We start from the raw sequence: 14,317 nt of genomic DNA, 5'->3' as shown, positions 1-14,317 counted from the left end.
AGGGAGCCTTTTCGTGGAAGTGAGTCACGCACTGGACGCATTCTTGTTGGCAAATTGCGCCGTCGTGATCGCCGCTTTGGTCCAGACTTCCACCGGCATGGGGTTCGCGATGATTGCCGCGCCGTTGCTGGCGCTTGTGAGCATCAGTTTCGTGCCGGGGCCGATGTTGTTCATCAATCTCTTTTTGTCTGTCTTCATGCTTGGGGATGGACGTGCTCATGTCGTTCGCCGCGAGATCCTGGCGCTTGGGCCGGCCATTCTGGTCGGCACACTCATCGGTGCTGCTATCCTGAGCCGCATTCCTGGGGACAGGCTGGCCGTCGTGTTCGCAAGTTTGATACTGCTGGCCGTTGCAATTTCGATTTTTGCAAAGGCGCCGCCATTCACAACTCGAAACCTCTCGATTTGCGGCGTTGCCGTCGGCGTTATGGGATCAACATCAGGCATTCCGGGTGCCCCGCTTGTTATCATGTACCAAAACGAGCCATTGGAAAAAACGCGCCCGACCATGGCTTTGGTTTTCACGTTTTCCTACATCACCTCTCTTTGTGCGCTTGCTTATGTGGGGGTGTTCAATGTCCGGCTGGCATTGGATGGCCTGATGCTATTTCCGGGGCTGCTGATCGGGTATGGTTTTGGGCGTTGGGCACGAAGGTTTATGACGCAGGCGGTGGGCCGCATTCTGATGCTCTCCATCGCCACCACCGGATCGGTGCTGCTAATTGCCAAGTCGGTGTTGGGCTGACTTTGGAAGCAGAGTTTTTCTGCGAAAATGACCGGTAACTGGTGTGCACTTCGCACCCAGGCGAAGGGCGCAGATCTCCGCATAACTGTTTGCATTGTATCTTGAATATCAAGAGCCAGAGTGCCTCCACAGGCGCCCTTCCAGACGCTGTTTTGAACCATCGGATCCATTCACAGACCGCGCTCGATCTTCACCTGTCGTCAAGTACTTTCAACACCCGCGTTCGTGAGGTTTCCTTGGCTTCGTGCGAGGCGAGCCCGGTTTTTAGGCACACGAAAGATAACAGGTAATCATCGCCGATTTTCTGGAGTGGAACAGTGACCTCCATGTAGCGCGCACCTTCATTTGGCACCCAGTTTAGAGCCTGCTTCCGGCCCACTGCGGTCATTCGATCACGCTGCAGCAAAGGTATTAAATGGGCCCGCGGCCTGGCCCAAAACCAAGACCGCGGACGTCGTTTTAGCCGAAGACGTTGGCGCCGAATGCCTCCATCACACGCTCGATCTTGTTGGCGAAAGTGTCAGTCGGCCCACCGGCGAACAGGAGCCCGATGACCCGGCCCTTATCATCCAGCACCACGGAACCGGAGTCGCCCGGTTGTGACATGGCGGTGGCCTGGATTTGGTCTTGGAAGATCCGTGAACCTCCCGGATACCCGGAAACCCGGACCGTTGCATTGGTCGAACGCACCGTGCCGGTGGTGGCTTCCGTGGTGCGCCCGCATTTACGCACGCCCATGCCGACCGTTGCGGCCGCGATCCCGGTGATCGCGCCGTGACAGCGTGTGCCTTCCCCGACCAGCTGATCGACCGGTTTGTCGACTGTCGCCAGCGCAGCATCGACATACGCATCAAGCACGCCAGACAGGTTGTGGGCGACTGTGTCGCCCGGCGCCGCACCACCGTCACCGCTGGCCGGCTGGACGATAGGGTCGCCATTGGCCGCGACACCGCCGTAAAGGACATGCCAGTTTGACAAGATGCAGTAGGTGCCCTGATACTCGATACGGGCACCAAGGGTGCCTGACCAATCGGCAGCGGCCGGTCCGCAGCTATTGCCACCTAGCGCTGGCCGGCGTTTGTCAGTGAAACTCTGCGCCACGATCCGACCAATTACCCGCTTCCGTACTGGAACGCTCACCGGTCCCGTTGCATTTGCGGTGTCGGGGATCTCCAGTTCGTTGGGCGTTGCTAGCAACGCACTGGTCTCGGCCTCAACCAGGCCGATCTCGATAATGCTCTCCCCTGTATCAAGCTCGATCACACTGATGGAGGAGACGTTGTCGTTTTCCATGATCGCATCCGCATGAAACGCCAGGGTGCGATCGGCATCTGCTCTGTTTGCCATGGTCTTTCCTTCCCTTTACCAAGATCAATCATGGATGTCCGGAATCCAAGCCTTTAGGCCGGGATCATGGGGTGCGGCCCGGAGGGTTTCGGACAAGTCCGACCGGGTCATCTGCCGCAGCACATTGCTGCTATCGAGGATCAGGCCGGCCGTAGCGCCGGTGCTGAAATCGATCTCCAACGGGGTCTGTGTCGACAGGCCCTTTGGAGCGAATTCCGACTGGACGACGCTGCCGAAGCCGGCAAAGTAGGTTTCGCCCGCGGACCAGCGACGGCTGACATTGGGCTCTGCTTGGACGACGCTGCTACCGTTGCCGGGTTGCCCGAAGCCGCTGATGATCCGCAGATTGATGCCAATCGTCACTTGGTCCTGCGGCACGTTGCCATCGGTTTCGATTAGGAAATCGCCCGGTGGCAAGGTCGGCGATGGCGTGAATGGGACCAGACGGTAATGTGTATTCTGCTTTTCCAAACGCACGGCCGGAACGCGGTCGCTAACCGGTACCCGCTGAGCTGCGGCAACAGTTTTGCCGGGCGTTAGGCGTCCGGTATTCGCCCATAAATACTGGTAGGCGGTTTCCCATGCGAATGTCGTGTAGCCATTGACCTGCAGGTTGGCACAAATCCAAGCAATTGGCTCGGAAGTCGGCGCGGACTGCATCTTGGCCCAGACGGCAATGCTTGTGGCAGCCGTGCCGGCATTTACCAGCACCAGCCCGCGCCGGATGATCGACCCCATCACGTTGGATCCTCGTTCTGGATCCGGCGGTCAAAGCCGCCGGATCCGCACCGGTCACGCCAGCAGCTTCGTGTCGGTCAAAAGGGCGTGGGCTGCATCCCCTCCTGACGCGATATATGCCGCATTCAACGCCTGTTGGGTGGTAACGGTCCACTTGTTGTCCGCGCCGAGGATCGCATACATGTCGTAGACGTTGACAGGGAACGCCACCTGGGCTTTTTGGGTGATCTGCTGGATGTCCAGCACCTGACCTGGTGTATACTGGCCAAAGGTGACCCAGTAGGTCGGGTGCGGCGTGAAGGCCGCCGTGATGTTCGGCTGGGCCGGCACAACGAAGGTGCCTGTACCCGCGCCCGGAGGGGCGCCCTCAATGCCCATATTGATACCAACTGCAGCCGTGTTGGACGGAATTGTATCATCCTGGTTGATGTATAAGGTGCCCGGGTCGCCGAATGGAGCTTGGTTCTCGAAAGTGAATGCCTGGTTCGGTTTACGGGTGAAGTCGACGCCATTGTTTCCGGTCAGAGATGCATCCCATTTCTGGCTGGCACTGAATTTGACACCGGCACCCAACTTCCCGGTCTGGCTCCACACAAACTGGTAGTTGATCGTCCAGCTGAAGCTGACCGATGTGGTGGGGGCCACCGGAAAGGCAAACCAGGCCAAGGACATAACGTCCTGGGTGCTGATATTCGGATCCTCCTGGTAACAGCAAAAATCCCAGTTGTTGTTGGAGTTATTGATGAATGTAAGCGTATAGACGTTGCCCATCTGGATAACCTCCTTGCATATATCTTCAGGCTGGGTCCCCGCGTGAGTTGAATTGAGTTGAGGACGCTCGAATTAAGAAACTTTAGCGAGAAATATACAATCAGAAGTGGTTTACTGATCGTTTTTCTGCCACGGCAAATTAACCATCAGTTGATTTGGTCGCCGGGCCAGTAGGCGATGCAGGTAGCGGCGGGATGGTCGCGAGGAGTTCGATAAACAATCGACCGAGGTGGCGTGGACGCACCCGCAGGTTTTCGATTAAGTCGATCTCCGTTGCGGCAAGCTGTTCCCGTTGTAGCCATTCTGGTGCGTTTCGGCCCATCAATAACCAATCGAGGGATATGTCGAGGGCTACCGCGATCCTGCAGGCATTGTCTACGGACATCGGATGGCCCCGACGCCACTTGGAAACGGCCGCGGGCGAAATATTCAGTTCTGCGGCGAGAGCCATGGCCTTACGCTGTCCACGTTGGCGAAGCGCAATGCCAAGCCTTTGGCCGCGGCGGGTATCGATGATGTTTCCTGTCATGGTTTGCTCCCCGTTCCATTTATGGGAGCAAGTGTTCAGGGACTCACGCTAAGAGGGAAATCATAACGCTGCGGATACGATTACTTGCATCAACTCCGCGCCTTCAAAGAAGCGCTCGTGAGTATGCCTGGTTCGCGCATATTGCGACCGGTTAAACGGCGGATAATCCCGCATAACGGCAATCCGGTCCAAGGTAACAACAATCCAGTTCCATCTAACTGCAATTGTCTTGCGCCCTACGGCACGGTCTGCGTCGGCTTACCTCGCTGAACAACGAGTGTCGGGTGGCCCCGTATGCCCATCTACCCGCATTCCCAAAACAAGCAACACGTACCATGCCGGTCAAATTGTTGAATACTAGCGCTTTTTGAAGATTAGGAACGGGCGGTTCTCACCTGGTATCCTGATCTTCAGCGCGCAATAACCAGGACCAGCTCGCCATAAAACAAATGCACAGCCACTTTCCTTCCGAAGGAATATTGATCCTGAGAAGTAGAAATCCCCGCCTCACACCGGCACACCGGCGATGTGGGCGATCAGCTCCAGGCTGTTGCGGGCGTTGAATTTTTTCATCAAACGGGCCCGGTGAACCTCTACCGTGCGGTGGGAGATGTCGAGCGCGCGGGCGATCTCCTTGGACGTCAGACCCTCGGCCAGCATGGTTGCCACCTGACGCTCGCGCACGCTCATGTCGGCGAGCGGCCGGTCTTCTGAAATATCGGAAAAACTCCAAACGGCCTTGGCGAAGGGGTGATCAGGGTCCAGCGACTGCCCGCGTACCCGGCACCAGAACAGAGCACCGGATTTCCGGCGCATGATCCGCTCGTCCTGATAGGTGCCGCTGCCCAGCATCTTGCTGACCCCGATCTTGCCGATGCGCAAGAACTCTTCCGAAGAGGGATAAAGCACCGACAGGGAGACACCGGTCAGCGCGGCGGTGTCATATTCAAACATCGCCGCAAACCGCGGATTGCATTTCCGGATGGTCCGGTCTTCTGAGTAAACCAGTCCGATCGGCGCATGCTCAAAGGCAAGGGCAGCCAGCTCCTCCATGCGATCTCCATTACGTGTTTTGCCGGAATATCCAGATAAAGCGCGCAAATAGTATCCGGAAGGGAGAAAAGGGAGGCAAGGGCATGAACCCGGCAGAATGGCTGAAACGCACAGCGGCAAAATCACCCGGCACACCGGCGCTCTTCACCGGTGTGCGCCAGGTGGCTGATTATGCGGCATTTGCGGAAACAGTCGGGGCGATTGCACACGCGCTTCAAGGTCGCGGCGTTGCCAAGGGCGACCGGGTCGCGGTCTTCATGGCAAACAACACAGCCTATCTTGAAGCGCTCTATGGCATTTGGTGGGCCGGCGCGGCTGCTGTGCCGATCAACGCCAAGCTGCACGGGCGGGAAGCAGCCTGGATGGTGGACGATGCCGGCGCAAAACTGGTGTTCTGCGATGAGAAATCCGCAAACGCCCTGTCTGGTCTTTTGTCTGGCGATGCACAGATTGTCATAACCGGCAGCGAGGCATTTGACGCTATGCGATCGGAAGCCCCGCTCTCAGAGCCCGTGCCGCTGGAAGAGGACGATCTCGCCTGGCTGTTCTACACCTCCGGCACCACAGGGCGGCCGAAGGGTGTCATGATCACCTGCGGCAACATCGCCTCGATGACATACAACTTCTTTGTCGATGTGGACGAGGTCAAGTCGGGCGGGGCCATTTTGTATGCTGCTCCCATGAGCCATGGCGCCGGGCTTTACAACTTCATGCATGTCTTGCGCGGTGCACGGCACGTTGTTCCGGAAAGCGGCGGATTTGACGCTGAAGAAGTTCTCCGGATCGCGCCAACCCTAAAATGTGTCAGCATGTTCGCAGCGCCCACCATGGTGCGCCGGATGGTGGATGTCGCCAAGGCCCAGGGGCTCAACGGCATGGGGCTGCGCACCATCGTTTACGCCGGAGGGCCGATGTATGAGGCCGACATTCTGGAGGCGGTGGAGGTGATGGGAACCCGGTTCGTTCAGATCTACGGCCAGGGGGAATGCCCGATGGGGATCACTGCGCTCTCCAGGGCCGATGTGTCCGACCGCAGCCATCCAAGATGGCGGGACCGGCTGAATTCCGTTGGAACGGCACAATCTTCCGTGCGGGTGCGTGTTGTTGATGAAAGCGGCGAAGATGTTCCAGCTGGTGAGGTGGGGGAGATCGTCGTGCGCGGAGCAACGGTGATGAAAGGCTATTGGCAAAACCCGGCCGCGACCGAAGAAACCCTTCGAAACGGCTGGCTGTGGACCGGAGACATGGGGCGGCTCGATCAGGACGGCTATCTGACGCTTCAGGACCGTTCCAAGGATGTGATCATTTCCGGCGGAACAAACATCTACCCGAGGGAGGTGGAGGAAGTGCTGCTCAGCCATCCGGCGGTCCATGAGGTCTCCGTGATTGGCCAGAAAGACCCGGAGTGGGGGGAGGTCGTCGTTGCCTTTGTCGTGCGTCTCAACGGGCAAAACGTTGAAGCAGCAGAGCTTGATGCCTTGTGCCTGGAGCAGATTGCCCGGTTCAAACGGCCGAAAACCTACCACTTCGTCGAGGCGCTGCCGAAGAACAATTACGGCAAGGTCTTGAAGACCGAATTGAGACAACAGCTGATGGCAGGAGGGAACGAACATGAGTGATTTGACGAGAAAAACCGCCCTGGTGACCGGGTCTGTTCAAGGCATCGGTTTGGCGATCGCAAAGAGCCTTGCAGGTGCCGGCGCCCGGGTGGGTGTTCATGGTCTTGCGTCAGCGGAGCAGGCCGCGGAGGCCGTAGCCGCCGTTAAGGCGGCCGGAGCGCCGGAGGCCCGGTTTTTTGATGCCAATATGCGGGATGTGACGGCCATCGAAGCGATGATGCAGAATGTGTCTGACTGGGGCGGCGCGGACATTCTGGTCAACAATGCGGGTATCCAAAAAACCGCCAGCTACGCCGAGCTCGATGCGGCGACCTGGGAAGCCATCATCGATGTCAATCTGTCCGGCGCTTTTCACACGATGCGAAAGGCGCTGCCGGTCATGGCTGAAAAGGGGTATGGCCGGGTGATCAACATTGCCTCGGTCCATGGCCTCGTCGCATCGGTGAACAAGGCGCCTTATGTGGCCTCGAAGTTCGGCCTGGTTGGCATGAGCAAGGTCGCTGCGCTGGAATATGCCGCCGCCGGCACCAAGGCCAAAGGCGGTGTCACCGTCAACTGCATCGCGCCAGGTTGGACCGAAACCGCGATCATCGAGCCGCAGGTTGCCGCCCGCGCCGCCCTTCATGGCGGCGACAGGGATCTTGGGATTGCCGATCTTCTGGCCGAAAAACAACCGACCCGCCGGACCTCCGATCCATCGGAAATCGGTGCCTTGGCGCTGTGGCTGTGTCATCCGGTTGCCCACAATGTCACCGGCACGACCATCCCGGTCGACGGCGGCTGGACAGCGCAATAGATGGGGACCTCAGGCCGTCTCAAGAGTGGTGGAGCTCTTGCCAAAACAGCGATACTTGTAAGGGTGCAAAGCAGGCACACGCACAGTTGATCGCTTTGGAGCCCGCCGGCCTTGACCCGGCATGAGGTTATCTCGATCTAACCCCCAAGAACGACCAAGAGAACCATGGAACACGGCATACAATGTCTCCCGCCAAAATCAGCTTTGTGCGCCTGACATCAATTTCGCTTGCGGAGTTGACCGCGCATATGAACGACCCGCGTCTTGCAGCGCATATGCCGCTTCTGACAAAGGCGTGGGATGACGATACGGCTGCTCAGTTCATCGCAGCCAAAGAAGCGTGCTGGCAGCGCGATGGGCTGGGGCATTGGGCATTTCTCGATCATGGCCGATATGCCGGCTGGGGCGGCTTTCAGAAAGAGGGAGACGAGTGGGACTTCGGTCTTGTTTTAAAGCCCGACTGCTTCGGCCTCGGGATCTCCATTACCCGAAAGGCACTTGCCTTCGCTCGGGCAGATGACCGGATCCCGTTTGTGACCTTTCTTTTGCCGCCGTCCCGAAAGAAACTGGGGGCTCTCAAGCGAATGGGGGCACGTTTCATCGGCGATGTCGACTATGGCGGCGAGATCTTCGGCAAATACAAATTGGCGACAGACTAAAGCGCCTGACGTTTGCGCTAGTGGCCTGTTTCCGGGGGCGGGCGGCATGTGAGTTACCCCTTGTGCTCTTGCCTTCGGAATGGTTCAACTCAAAAGCAACGTGGGCTTAAGCAACAACCTGAAAGGCATCTAATGGATCCGTCCGGTGAACGGTTCTCAAGCGCAAGTGCTGACCTTGAAACGTTGGTCGCGCTTTTAAAGACGCACGACATCTTTGCTTCCATGGAAGAGCGGCACCTGCAAAACATTGCTGCGGCATGTCCCATCGAAGATGTTGCCACTGATAAGGTCCTGTTTCGGCAGGGTGATCCAGGAAATTTTGCCTATCTTCTGGTTTCCGGCGAGCTGTCAGTTGATGTCGCCACGCCACATGGTGATGTCACCTTGGCGGTGCTGAATGCACCGGACATGGTTGGTGAGATTTCCGTCTTCGCCCGCAAACCCCGGACCGCGACTGTCCGTACACGCAGTGCGGCGCAGCTTTTGAGATTGGACAGGGACGTCGTCCGGGGGCTGCTGATTGATCATCCGGACGCCATCTTGACCATCATCGGCGCTCTTGGAAGCCGCCTTCAGGGGATGAACGGTGCTATAGCGACCTTGACCCAGGCCGCAGAAGCGCTCAGCAACGACGCGTTTCAACCCGGCATGCTGGAAACCCTGAAAGCGGAGGCAGGCCGGTTCGGGCAGTTCGCCCATGTCTTCGAAAAGATGGCGGGCGAGATCCGGGAAAAAAGCACGCAGCGCGAAGAAATGCGCATTGCGGCCAAGGTGCAGGGCTCCTTCCTGCCGTCCGGCATCGATCCGGGCGCATTTGGAGAAACATTCGACATCGCCGCATCCATGATCCCGGCAAAAGACGTTGGCGGGGACTTTTATGACTACTTCATGGTCGGAGACGGCAAACTTGGCTTTGCCATTGGCGATGTCTGCGGGAAGGGCATGCCGGCTGCCATGTTCATGAGCGTCTCGCGGATGATCCTGAAAACGCTTGCCCGGGAAGGGCATCCACCAGGCGCCGTGATCAGTCGCTTGAATGATGTGCTTGCCGACGACAATCCGGAATGCATGTTCGTGACACTGTTTTACGGATGCCTTGATCTGGAAACCGGCACACTTTCCTATTCCAGCGCCGGACACGAAGACGTTTATTGGCTCGGCAATTGCGGTAACTGTGAGCGGGTCGAAAGCCTCGGACCGATCGCGGGTGTTTTTGAAAATACGGACTATCCAACCCGAACGCGCCAGATCGCGCCCGGCGATGGTGTGCTGCTGGTGACCGACGGTGTAACGGAAGCCCTCGATCCGAACGGTGAGCTATACGGTCACGACCGGTTGAAGCGCCTTCTTGAGACCTCAAAAAACGCGAGCGCAACAGGTTGGATCGAGACGCTAAACGCGGAAGTTTCAAAATTTGCCGCTGAGGCAGCCCAATCCGACGACATCACCTGTCTCGCGATGATCTTTCAAGGATCTGAACCTGGGTGATCGTTAAGTGGGGAGCGCGAGCGACTGCTTGCGCTCCGGTCAGCGCCGCTTGCCGAAGGCCGGTTTGCCGGAGCCAGCCGGACGCGCGCGCCGGACGGGCTGCTGCTGGGCGCGTTTGGCATCATCCATCATATGCTGACGGGTGAAGAAATTGTCCGGGCTGTCGTGCAGGAGATCAATTTCGGACTTTAGCGCTTCTTCTGAAGTTTTGAGAGATTGGGCCCGCTGTGCGCCGACAATGCGTTTTTCGCTGATGAACTGAACACCCATCTTCAGCCCGTCTTCCCAGCGCTTTTCGCAAGTGACTTCGAAGTTCTCCAGATCAATCTGCAGCTCGAATTGTGGCGGCGCCATAAAGGCGGTCTCGAACTGCAGCATCGCTCCGCCATCGGAGAGATTGCGCACGATGCAGGGGAAAGACCTCAGGCCGCCCTGGAATATGATCTTGCCTTTTTTCAAGACACGGGTTCGCCGCGGGCGGTCTTCTGCCGTCCGGGTTTCCTGGCCGCTCACTGGCGCCTGTTCCTGTTTGTCTTCGGACATGACTGTTTGAACCGGTACTACAAGGATCATATGCACATCGCCGGACATACTATTAATGAAAGCTTTCCAATCGGTGAATCAGCCGAATGCTGCCAAGAGGATTGCACTGAAGCCGCTGAAATCCGCTGGAGCGGCACCGCTGAAAAAAGAGACAGATTTTATCATTTGCCGGAATCGTGGAATGCCATTCCTTGAATTGATTACTGCCTATTCTCTATCTCTTACGCATCGCGAACGGGCATGAATCGAAAAGTTTCAATGAGTTGCCTGACACGGCTTGCAGGGTTGAGCATGTCCGAAATGGAGGATTGATCCACTCAATTTCGCGTGTCGGTCAGTTTAATGGCATGTCCGGAAAATCGTCTGGACTGAGCCATCAGACAGAGTCACGGTAAACCGGTTTTGGGAAAACAACGGTTATGAACATAATGTCGGCAGATCTGACGCCAGACCGCCTGAGCAATTTGCGGCGGTTGGAAGCGGAAAGCATCCACATCATCCGGGAGGTTGCGGCGGAGTTTTCCAACCCGGTAATGCTCTATTCCATCGGCAAGGACAGTGGCGTCATGCTGCACTTGGCGATGAAGGCGTTTTATCCGTCGAAACCGCCGTTTCCGCTGCTTCACGTGGACACCACCTGGAAGTTCCGCGACATGATCACCTTCCGGGATGAGACAGCCAAGCAGCTCGGTCTGGAGCTTCTGGTGCACACGAACCAGGAAGGCGTTGAGAAGGGCATCAACCCGTTCGATCACGGCTCGTCGGTGCACACGCACATCATGAAGACCGAGGCGCTCAAACAGGCACTCGACAAATATGGATTTGACGCAGCCTTTGGCGGTGCGCGGCGCGATGAGGAAAAGTCCCGTGCCAAGGAACGAGTGTTCTCCTTCCGCAATTCCTCCCACGGCTGGGACCCGAAGAACCAGCGGCCGGAACTCTGGAACTTGTACAATGCCCGGGTTGCCAAGGGCGAGAGCATTCGCGCCTTTCCGCTCTCCAACTGGACCGAGCTCGACATCTGGCAATACATCCTGACGGAAAACATCCCGATGGTGCCGCTCTACCTGGCCGCCAAGCGCCCAGTCGTTGAACGCGACGGCATGCTGATCATGGTCGACGATGAGCGGATGACCTTGCAGCCTGGCGAGGTTGTTCAGGAAAAGATGATCCGCTTCCGCACCCTCGGTTGTTACCCACTGACGGGCGCGATCGAATCGGATGCCACGACCTTGCCCGACATCGTCAAGGAAATGCTGATTGCCCGCACGTCCGAGCGCCAGGGCCGCCTGATCGATAAGGACGAAAGCGCCTCCATGGAAAAGAAAAAGCGTGAGGGGTATTTCTGATGAGCGTTCTTGAAGACACCCTGACCAGTTCCGAAGCTGTTGCCGCCTATGTGGCTGCCCAGGAGCAAAAGGACCAGCTGCGGTTCCTAACCTGCGGTTCGGTGGATGACGGCAAATCGACGCTCATCGGCCGCCTGCTCTACGACACCAAGCTGATCTTCGAGGATCAGCTGGCAGCCCTTGAGCGGGACTCGAAGAAACACGGCACGGTCGGCGAGGACATTGATCTGGCGCTTCTGGTCGACGGGCTGGAAGCAGAACGCGAGCAGGGCATCACGATTGATGTGGCCTACCGCTTCTTTGCCACCGACAAGCGCAAGTTCATCGTCGCCGACACACCGGGCCACGAGCAATACACCCGCAACATGGCAACGGGCGCCTCGACCGCCGATCTGGCCGTTCTGCTGGTGGATGCCCGCCATGGCCTGCAGGTGCAGACCCGCAGGCACGCCTTCATTGCCTCGCTGCTCGGCATCCGCCATGTGGTGCTGGCGGTGAACAAGATCGATCTCGTGGATTTTTCGCAAGACCGCTTTGACGAAATCCGGACGGACTTCGAAACGTTTGCCAGCGGCTTTGACTTCGAAAGCCTCGTGGCGATCCCGATGTCCGCCCGCTTTGGTGACAATGTCACCGCCAGGGGCGACAACATGGACTGGTTCACCGGTCCAACGCTTCTGGAGCATCTGGAGACGATCGAGGTCGGCGAGCACGAGCTGGACGCTCCGTTCCGCTTCCCCGTGCAATGGGTGAACCGGCCGAACCTCGACTTCCGGGGGTATTCGGGAACGATCGCCAGCGGCCGGGTCGCCGTCGGGGACGAAATCGTCGTGGCAGGCCCCGCAAAAACCAGCCGGGTCAAGCAGATCATCGCGCCGGCCGGTGAGGTGGACGAGGCGCGCGCGGGCGAAGCCGTCACACTGACCCTTCAGGACGAGATCGATATCTCGCGCGGCGATCTTCTCAGCGCACCGTCTGCCCGTCCGGATGTGGCGGACCAGATGGCGGCGCACCTCATCTGGATGTCGGATGACGCGCTGCTGCCGGGCCGCTCGTATCTCCTGAAGATCGGTGCGAAGACGGTCAACGCGACGGTCACGGAGATCAAGCACAAGATCAACGTCAACACGTTCGAGCATGTGGCCGGCAAAACGCTGGATCTGAATGAGATTGCCTTCTGCAACTTGAGCCTCTCCTCTGATGTTGCCTTTGACCCCTACGAGGCCAACCGGACGACCGGGTCGTTCATCCTGATCGACCGGATGACCAACCAGACGGTTGGGGCGGGCATGGTGTGGTTCGCGCTGCGCCGGGCAACCAACATCCACTGGCAGGCGCTCGATGTCGACCGCAAGGCGCGGGCCGACAAGATGGGCCAGCAGCCCGCGGTGTTGTGGTTCACCGGGCTCTCCGGTTCGGGCAAGTCGACCATTGCCTCACTGGTTGAAAAGCGCCTGCATGCGGAAGGCCGGCACACCTACACGCTCGACGGCGACAACGTGCGTCACGGGCTCAACCGGGATCTCGGCTTTACCGATGCCGACCGGGTGGAGAACATCCGCCGGGTGGGCGAGGTGGCCAAGCTCATGGCCGACGCCGGGCTGATCACGCTGGTGTCCTTCATCTCGCCGTTCCGCTCCGAGCGGCAGATGGCACGGGACCTGATGGGCGAGGGCGAGTTCATCGAGGTATTTGTCGACACGCCGATCGAGGAATGCAAGAAGCGCGATCCAAAGGGGCTTTATGCCAAGGCGGAACGCGGCGAGATCAAGAACTTCACCGGCATCGACAGCCCCTATGAAGCCCCGGAAAACCCGGAGCTCCGTATCCACAACGTTGGCCGTCCGCCGGAAGAGGTGGCGGATGAGATCGTTGCGTACTTGCGCGCGCGCGGGTTCCTGAGTGTTCTCGGTATGGACGGTGACGGGATTTAGAGGGGTCTTGCTCACTGTTCTGTCCATCACCATAGGCCCCGGATCACGTCCGGGGCGGCGCGGAGAAATACAGCGCTTTATTTAATGCCGTCCCGGACGTGATCCGGGACCAACCTCCCCACAGTAAAGAACTCAGCAGTCCCGGCCACCGTGCCGGGACCTGCAATTCAATTAAAATCTGCCGACGGCCATCAAGCCGGGACCTGCATTTTAATTGAAATTATCCGATGGCCACAGGCGGCTGACACACGTCCACCCATTCGGCGCCGGTGATCTCCGCCATCCGGTCCGGTGCGATGCGGACGGCCGCATTGGTCGCGCCTGCGGCCGGAATGACAATGTCATAAGCCTTCAGAGAGACATCGCAGTAAACCTTCAGCGGGGAGGGCAGGCCGAACGGGCAGACCCCGCCGACCGGGTGGCTGGTGAGTGCGACCACGTCCTCGGCACCGAGCATTTTCGCCTTGCCGCCGAAGGCCGCCTTGGCTTTCTTGTTGTCCAGCCGCGCATCGCCGCGGGCAACCAGCAAGAACACCTCATCCTTGACCCTGAACGAGAGCGTTTTTGCGATCTGACCCGGCTCTACGTCATGCGCAGCTGCCGCCAGATCAACTGTCGCGCTGCTGTCCTCCGTGACCAAAACCTCAAGATCCGGGGCGGCCTCAGCCAAATGGGCACGGACAGATTCAAGCGACATGCGAAGCCTTTCTCAAGAAGGTGCGAAAATACAAACGAAGATCAAAACT

Annotated in this window: 15 protein-coding genes; 7 read left to right on the top strand and 8 right to left on the bottom strand. The window is 58.4% G+C overall.

The window, feature by feature from the left end; genetic code table 11:
- The first annotated feature begins 13 nt into the window (after nt 1-13).
- Nucleotides 14-745 carry a sulfite exporter TauE/SafE family protein gene (locus tag ACQY4Z_RS04585; RefSeq protein WP_428527074.1) on the top strand — a complete coding sequence of 244 codons (732 nt, stop codon included), beginning with the start codon at nt 14-16 and terminating at the stop codon, nt 743-745.
- A 190-nt stretch (nt 746-935) separates the two neighbouring features.
- Here the strand turns inward: ACQY4Z_RS04585 and ACQY4Z_RS04580 are convergent, their stop codons facing one another.
- From ACQY4Z_RS04580 to ACQY4Z_RS04555, 6 genes are all read right to left on the bottom strand, one after another.
- On the bottom strand, nt 936-1,133 hold the full coding sequence (locus ACQY4Z_RS04580; RefSeq protein ID WP_428527072.1) for a hypothetical protein: 198 nt from the start codon (nt 1,131-1,133) through the stop codon (nt 936-938).
- A 71-nt stretch (nt 1,134-1,204) separates the two neighbouring features.
- Nucleotides 1,205-2,092 (bottom strand): trypsin-like peptidase domain-containing protein, encoded by an 888-nt coding sequence (locus ACQY4Z_RS04575; RefSeq protein ID WP_428527070.1) that lies wholly within the window; start codon nt 2,090-2,092, stop codon nt 1,205-1,207.
- 24 nt (nt 2,093-2,116) lie between these two features.
- On the bottom strand, nt 2,117-2,830 hold the full coding sequence (locus ACQY4Z_RS04570; RefSeq protein WP_428527068.1) for a hypothetical protein: 714 nt from the start codon (nt 2,828-2,830) through the stop codon (nt 2,117-2,119).
- Between the two features lie 54 nt (nt 2,831-2,884).
- Nucleotides 2,885-3,601: a protein rhiA gene (locus ACQY4Z_RS04565; protein WP_428527066.1), complete on the bottom strand. Its 717-nt coding sequence runs from the start codon at nt 3,599-3,601 to the stop codon at nt 2,885-2,887.
- Between the two features lie 139 nt (nt 3,602-3,740).
- Nucleotides 3,741-4,130: a helix-turn-helix domain-containing protein gene (locus ACQY4Z_RS04560; RefSeq protein WP_428527064.1), complete on the bottom strand. Its 390-nt coding sequence runs from the start codon at nt 4,128-4,130 to the stop codon at nt 3,741-3,743.
- Nucleotides 4,131-4,637: 507 nt separating this feature from the next.
- A complete protein-coding gene (locus tag ACQY4Z_RS04555) occupies nt 4,638-5,183 on the bottom strand; it encodes a LuxR C-terminal-related transcriptional regulator (RefSeq protein ID WP_428527062.1) in 546 nt (181 codons plus the stop codon).
- Nucleotides 5,184-5,266: 83 nt separating this feature from the next.
- Between ACQY4Z_RS04555 and ACQY4Z_RS04550 the strand changes: the two genes are divergently transcribed.
- From ACQY4Z_RS04550 to ACQY4Z_RS04535, 4 genes are all read left to right on the top strand, one after another.
- Nucleotides 5,267-6,802 (top strand): AMP-binding protein, encoded by a 1,536-nt coding sequence (locus tag ACQY4Z_RS04550; RefSeq protein ID WP_428527060.1) that lies wholly within the window; start codon nt 5,267-5,269, stop codon nt 6,800-6,802.
- Complete coding sequence (locus tag ACQY4Z_RS04545) at nt 6,795-7,598, top strand: SDR family NAD(P)-dependent oxidoreductase (RefSeq protein ID WP_428527058.1); 804 nt, start codon at nt 6,795-6,797, stop codon at nt 7,596-7,598. Before ACQY4Z_RS04550 ends, ACQY4Z_RS04545 begins: the two co-directional genes overlap by 8 nt.
- A 182-nt stretch (nt 7,599-7,780) precedes the next feature.
- Nucleotides 7,781-8,257, top strand: coding sequence for a GNAT family N-acetyltransferase (locus ACQY4Z_RS04540; RefSeq protein ID WP_428527056.1), 477 nt, complete (start codon nt 7,781-7,783; stop codon nt 8,255-8,257).
- A gap of 132 nt (nt 8,258-8,389) precedes the next feature.
- On the top strand, nt 8,390-9,745 hold the full coding sequence (locus ACQY4Z_RS04535; protein WP_428527054.1) for a PP2C family protein-serine/threonine phosphatase: 1,356 nt from the start codon (nt 8,390-8,392) through the stop codon (nt 9,743-9,745).
- Between the two features lie 39 nt (nt 9,746-9,784).
- Here the strand turns inward: ACQY4Z_RS04535 and ACQY4Z_RS04530 are convergent, their stop codons facing one another.
- The gene (locus ACQY4Z_RS04530; RefSeq protein ID WP_428527052.1) at nt 9,785-10,318 is read right to left on the bottom strand and encodes a PilZ domain-containing protein; all 534 of its coding nucleotides are present in this window, start codon (nt 10,316-10,318) and stop codon (nt 9,785-9,787) included.
- A 398-nt stretch (nt 10,319-10,716) separates the two neighbouring features.
- Here ACQY4Z_RS04530 and cysD point away from each other — a divergent pair, with 398 nt between their 5' ends.
- The gene (gene cysD / locus ACQY4Z_RS04525; RefSeq protein WP_428529712.1) at nt 10,717-11,637 is read left to right on the top strand and encodes a sulfate adenylyltransferase subunit CysD; all 921 of its coding nucleotides are present in this window, start codon (nt 10,717-10,719) and stop codon (nt 11,635-11,637) included.
- A complete protein-coding gene (gene cysN / locus ACQY4Z_RS04520; protein ID WP_428527050.1) occupies nt 11,637-13,571 on the top strand; it encodes a sulfate adenylyltransferase subunit CysN in 1,935 nt (644 codons plus the stop codon). The genes cysD and cysN overlap by 1 nt, the downstream gene beginning before the upstream one ends.
- 220 nt (nt 13,572-13,791) lie before the next feature.
- Here the strand turns inward: cysN and ACQY4Z_RS04515 are convergent, their stop codons facing one another.
- Nucleotides 13,792-14,268 carry a YbaK/EbsC family protein gene (locus ACQY4Z_RS04515; protein ID WP_428527048.1) on the bottom strand — a complete coding sequence of 159 codons (477 nt, stop codon included), beginning with the start codon at nt 14,266-14,268 and terminating at the stop codon, nt 13,792-13,794.
- Nucleotides 14,269-14,317: the final 49 nt, after the last annotated feature.

Origin of the sequence: Roseibium sp. (genome assembly GCF_965276855.1) — a bacterium.
In the GTDB taxonomy this organism is placed as follows: Bacteria; Pseudomonadota; Alphaproteobacteria; order Rhizobiales; family Stappiaceae; genus Roseibium.
The sequence above is the reverse complement of the archived record's forward strand: the minus strand, read 5'-3'. Positions and strand labels throughout refer to the sequence as shown.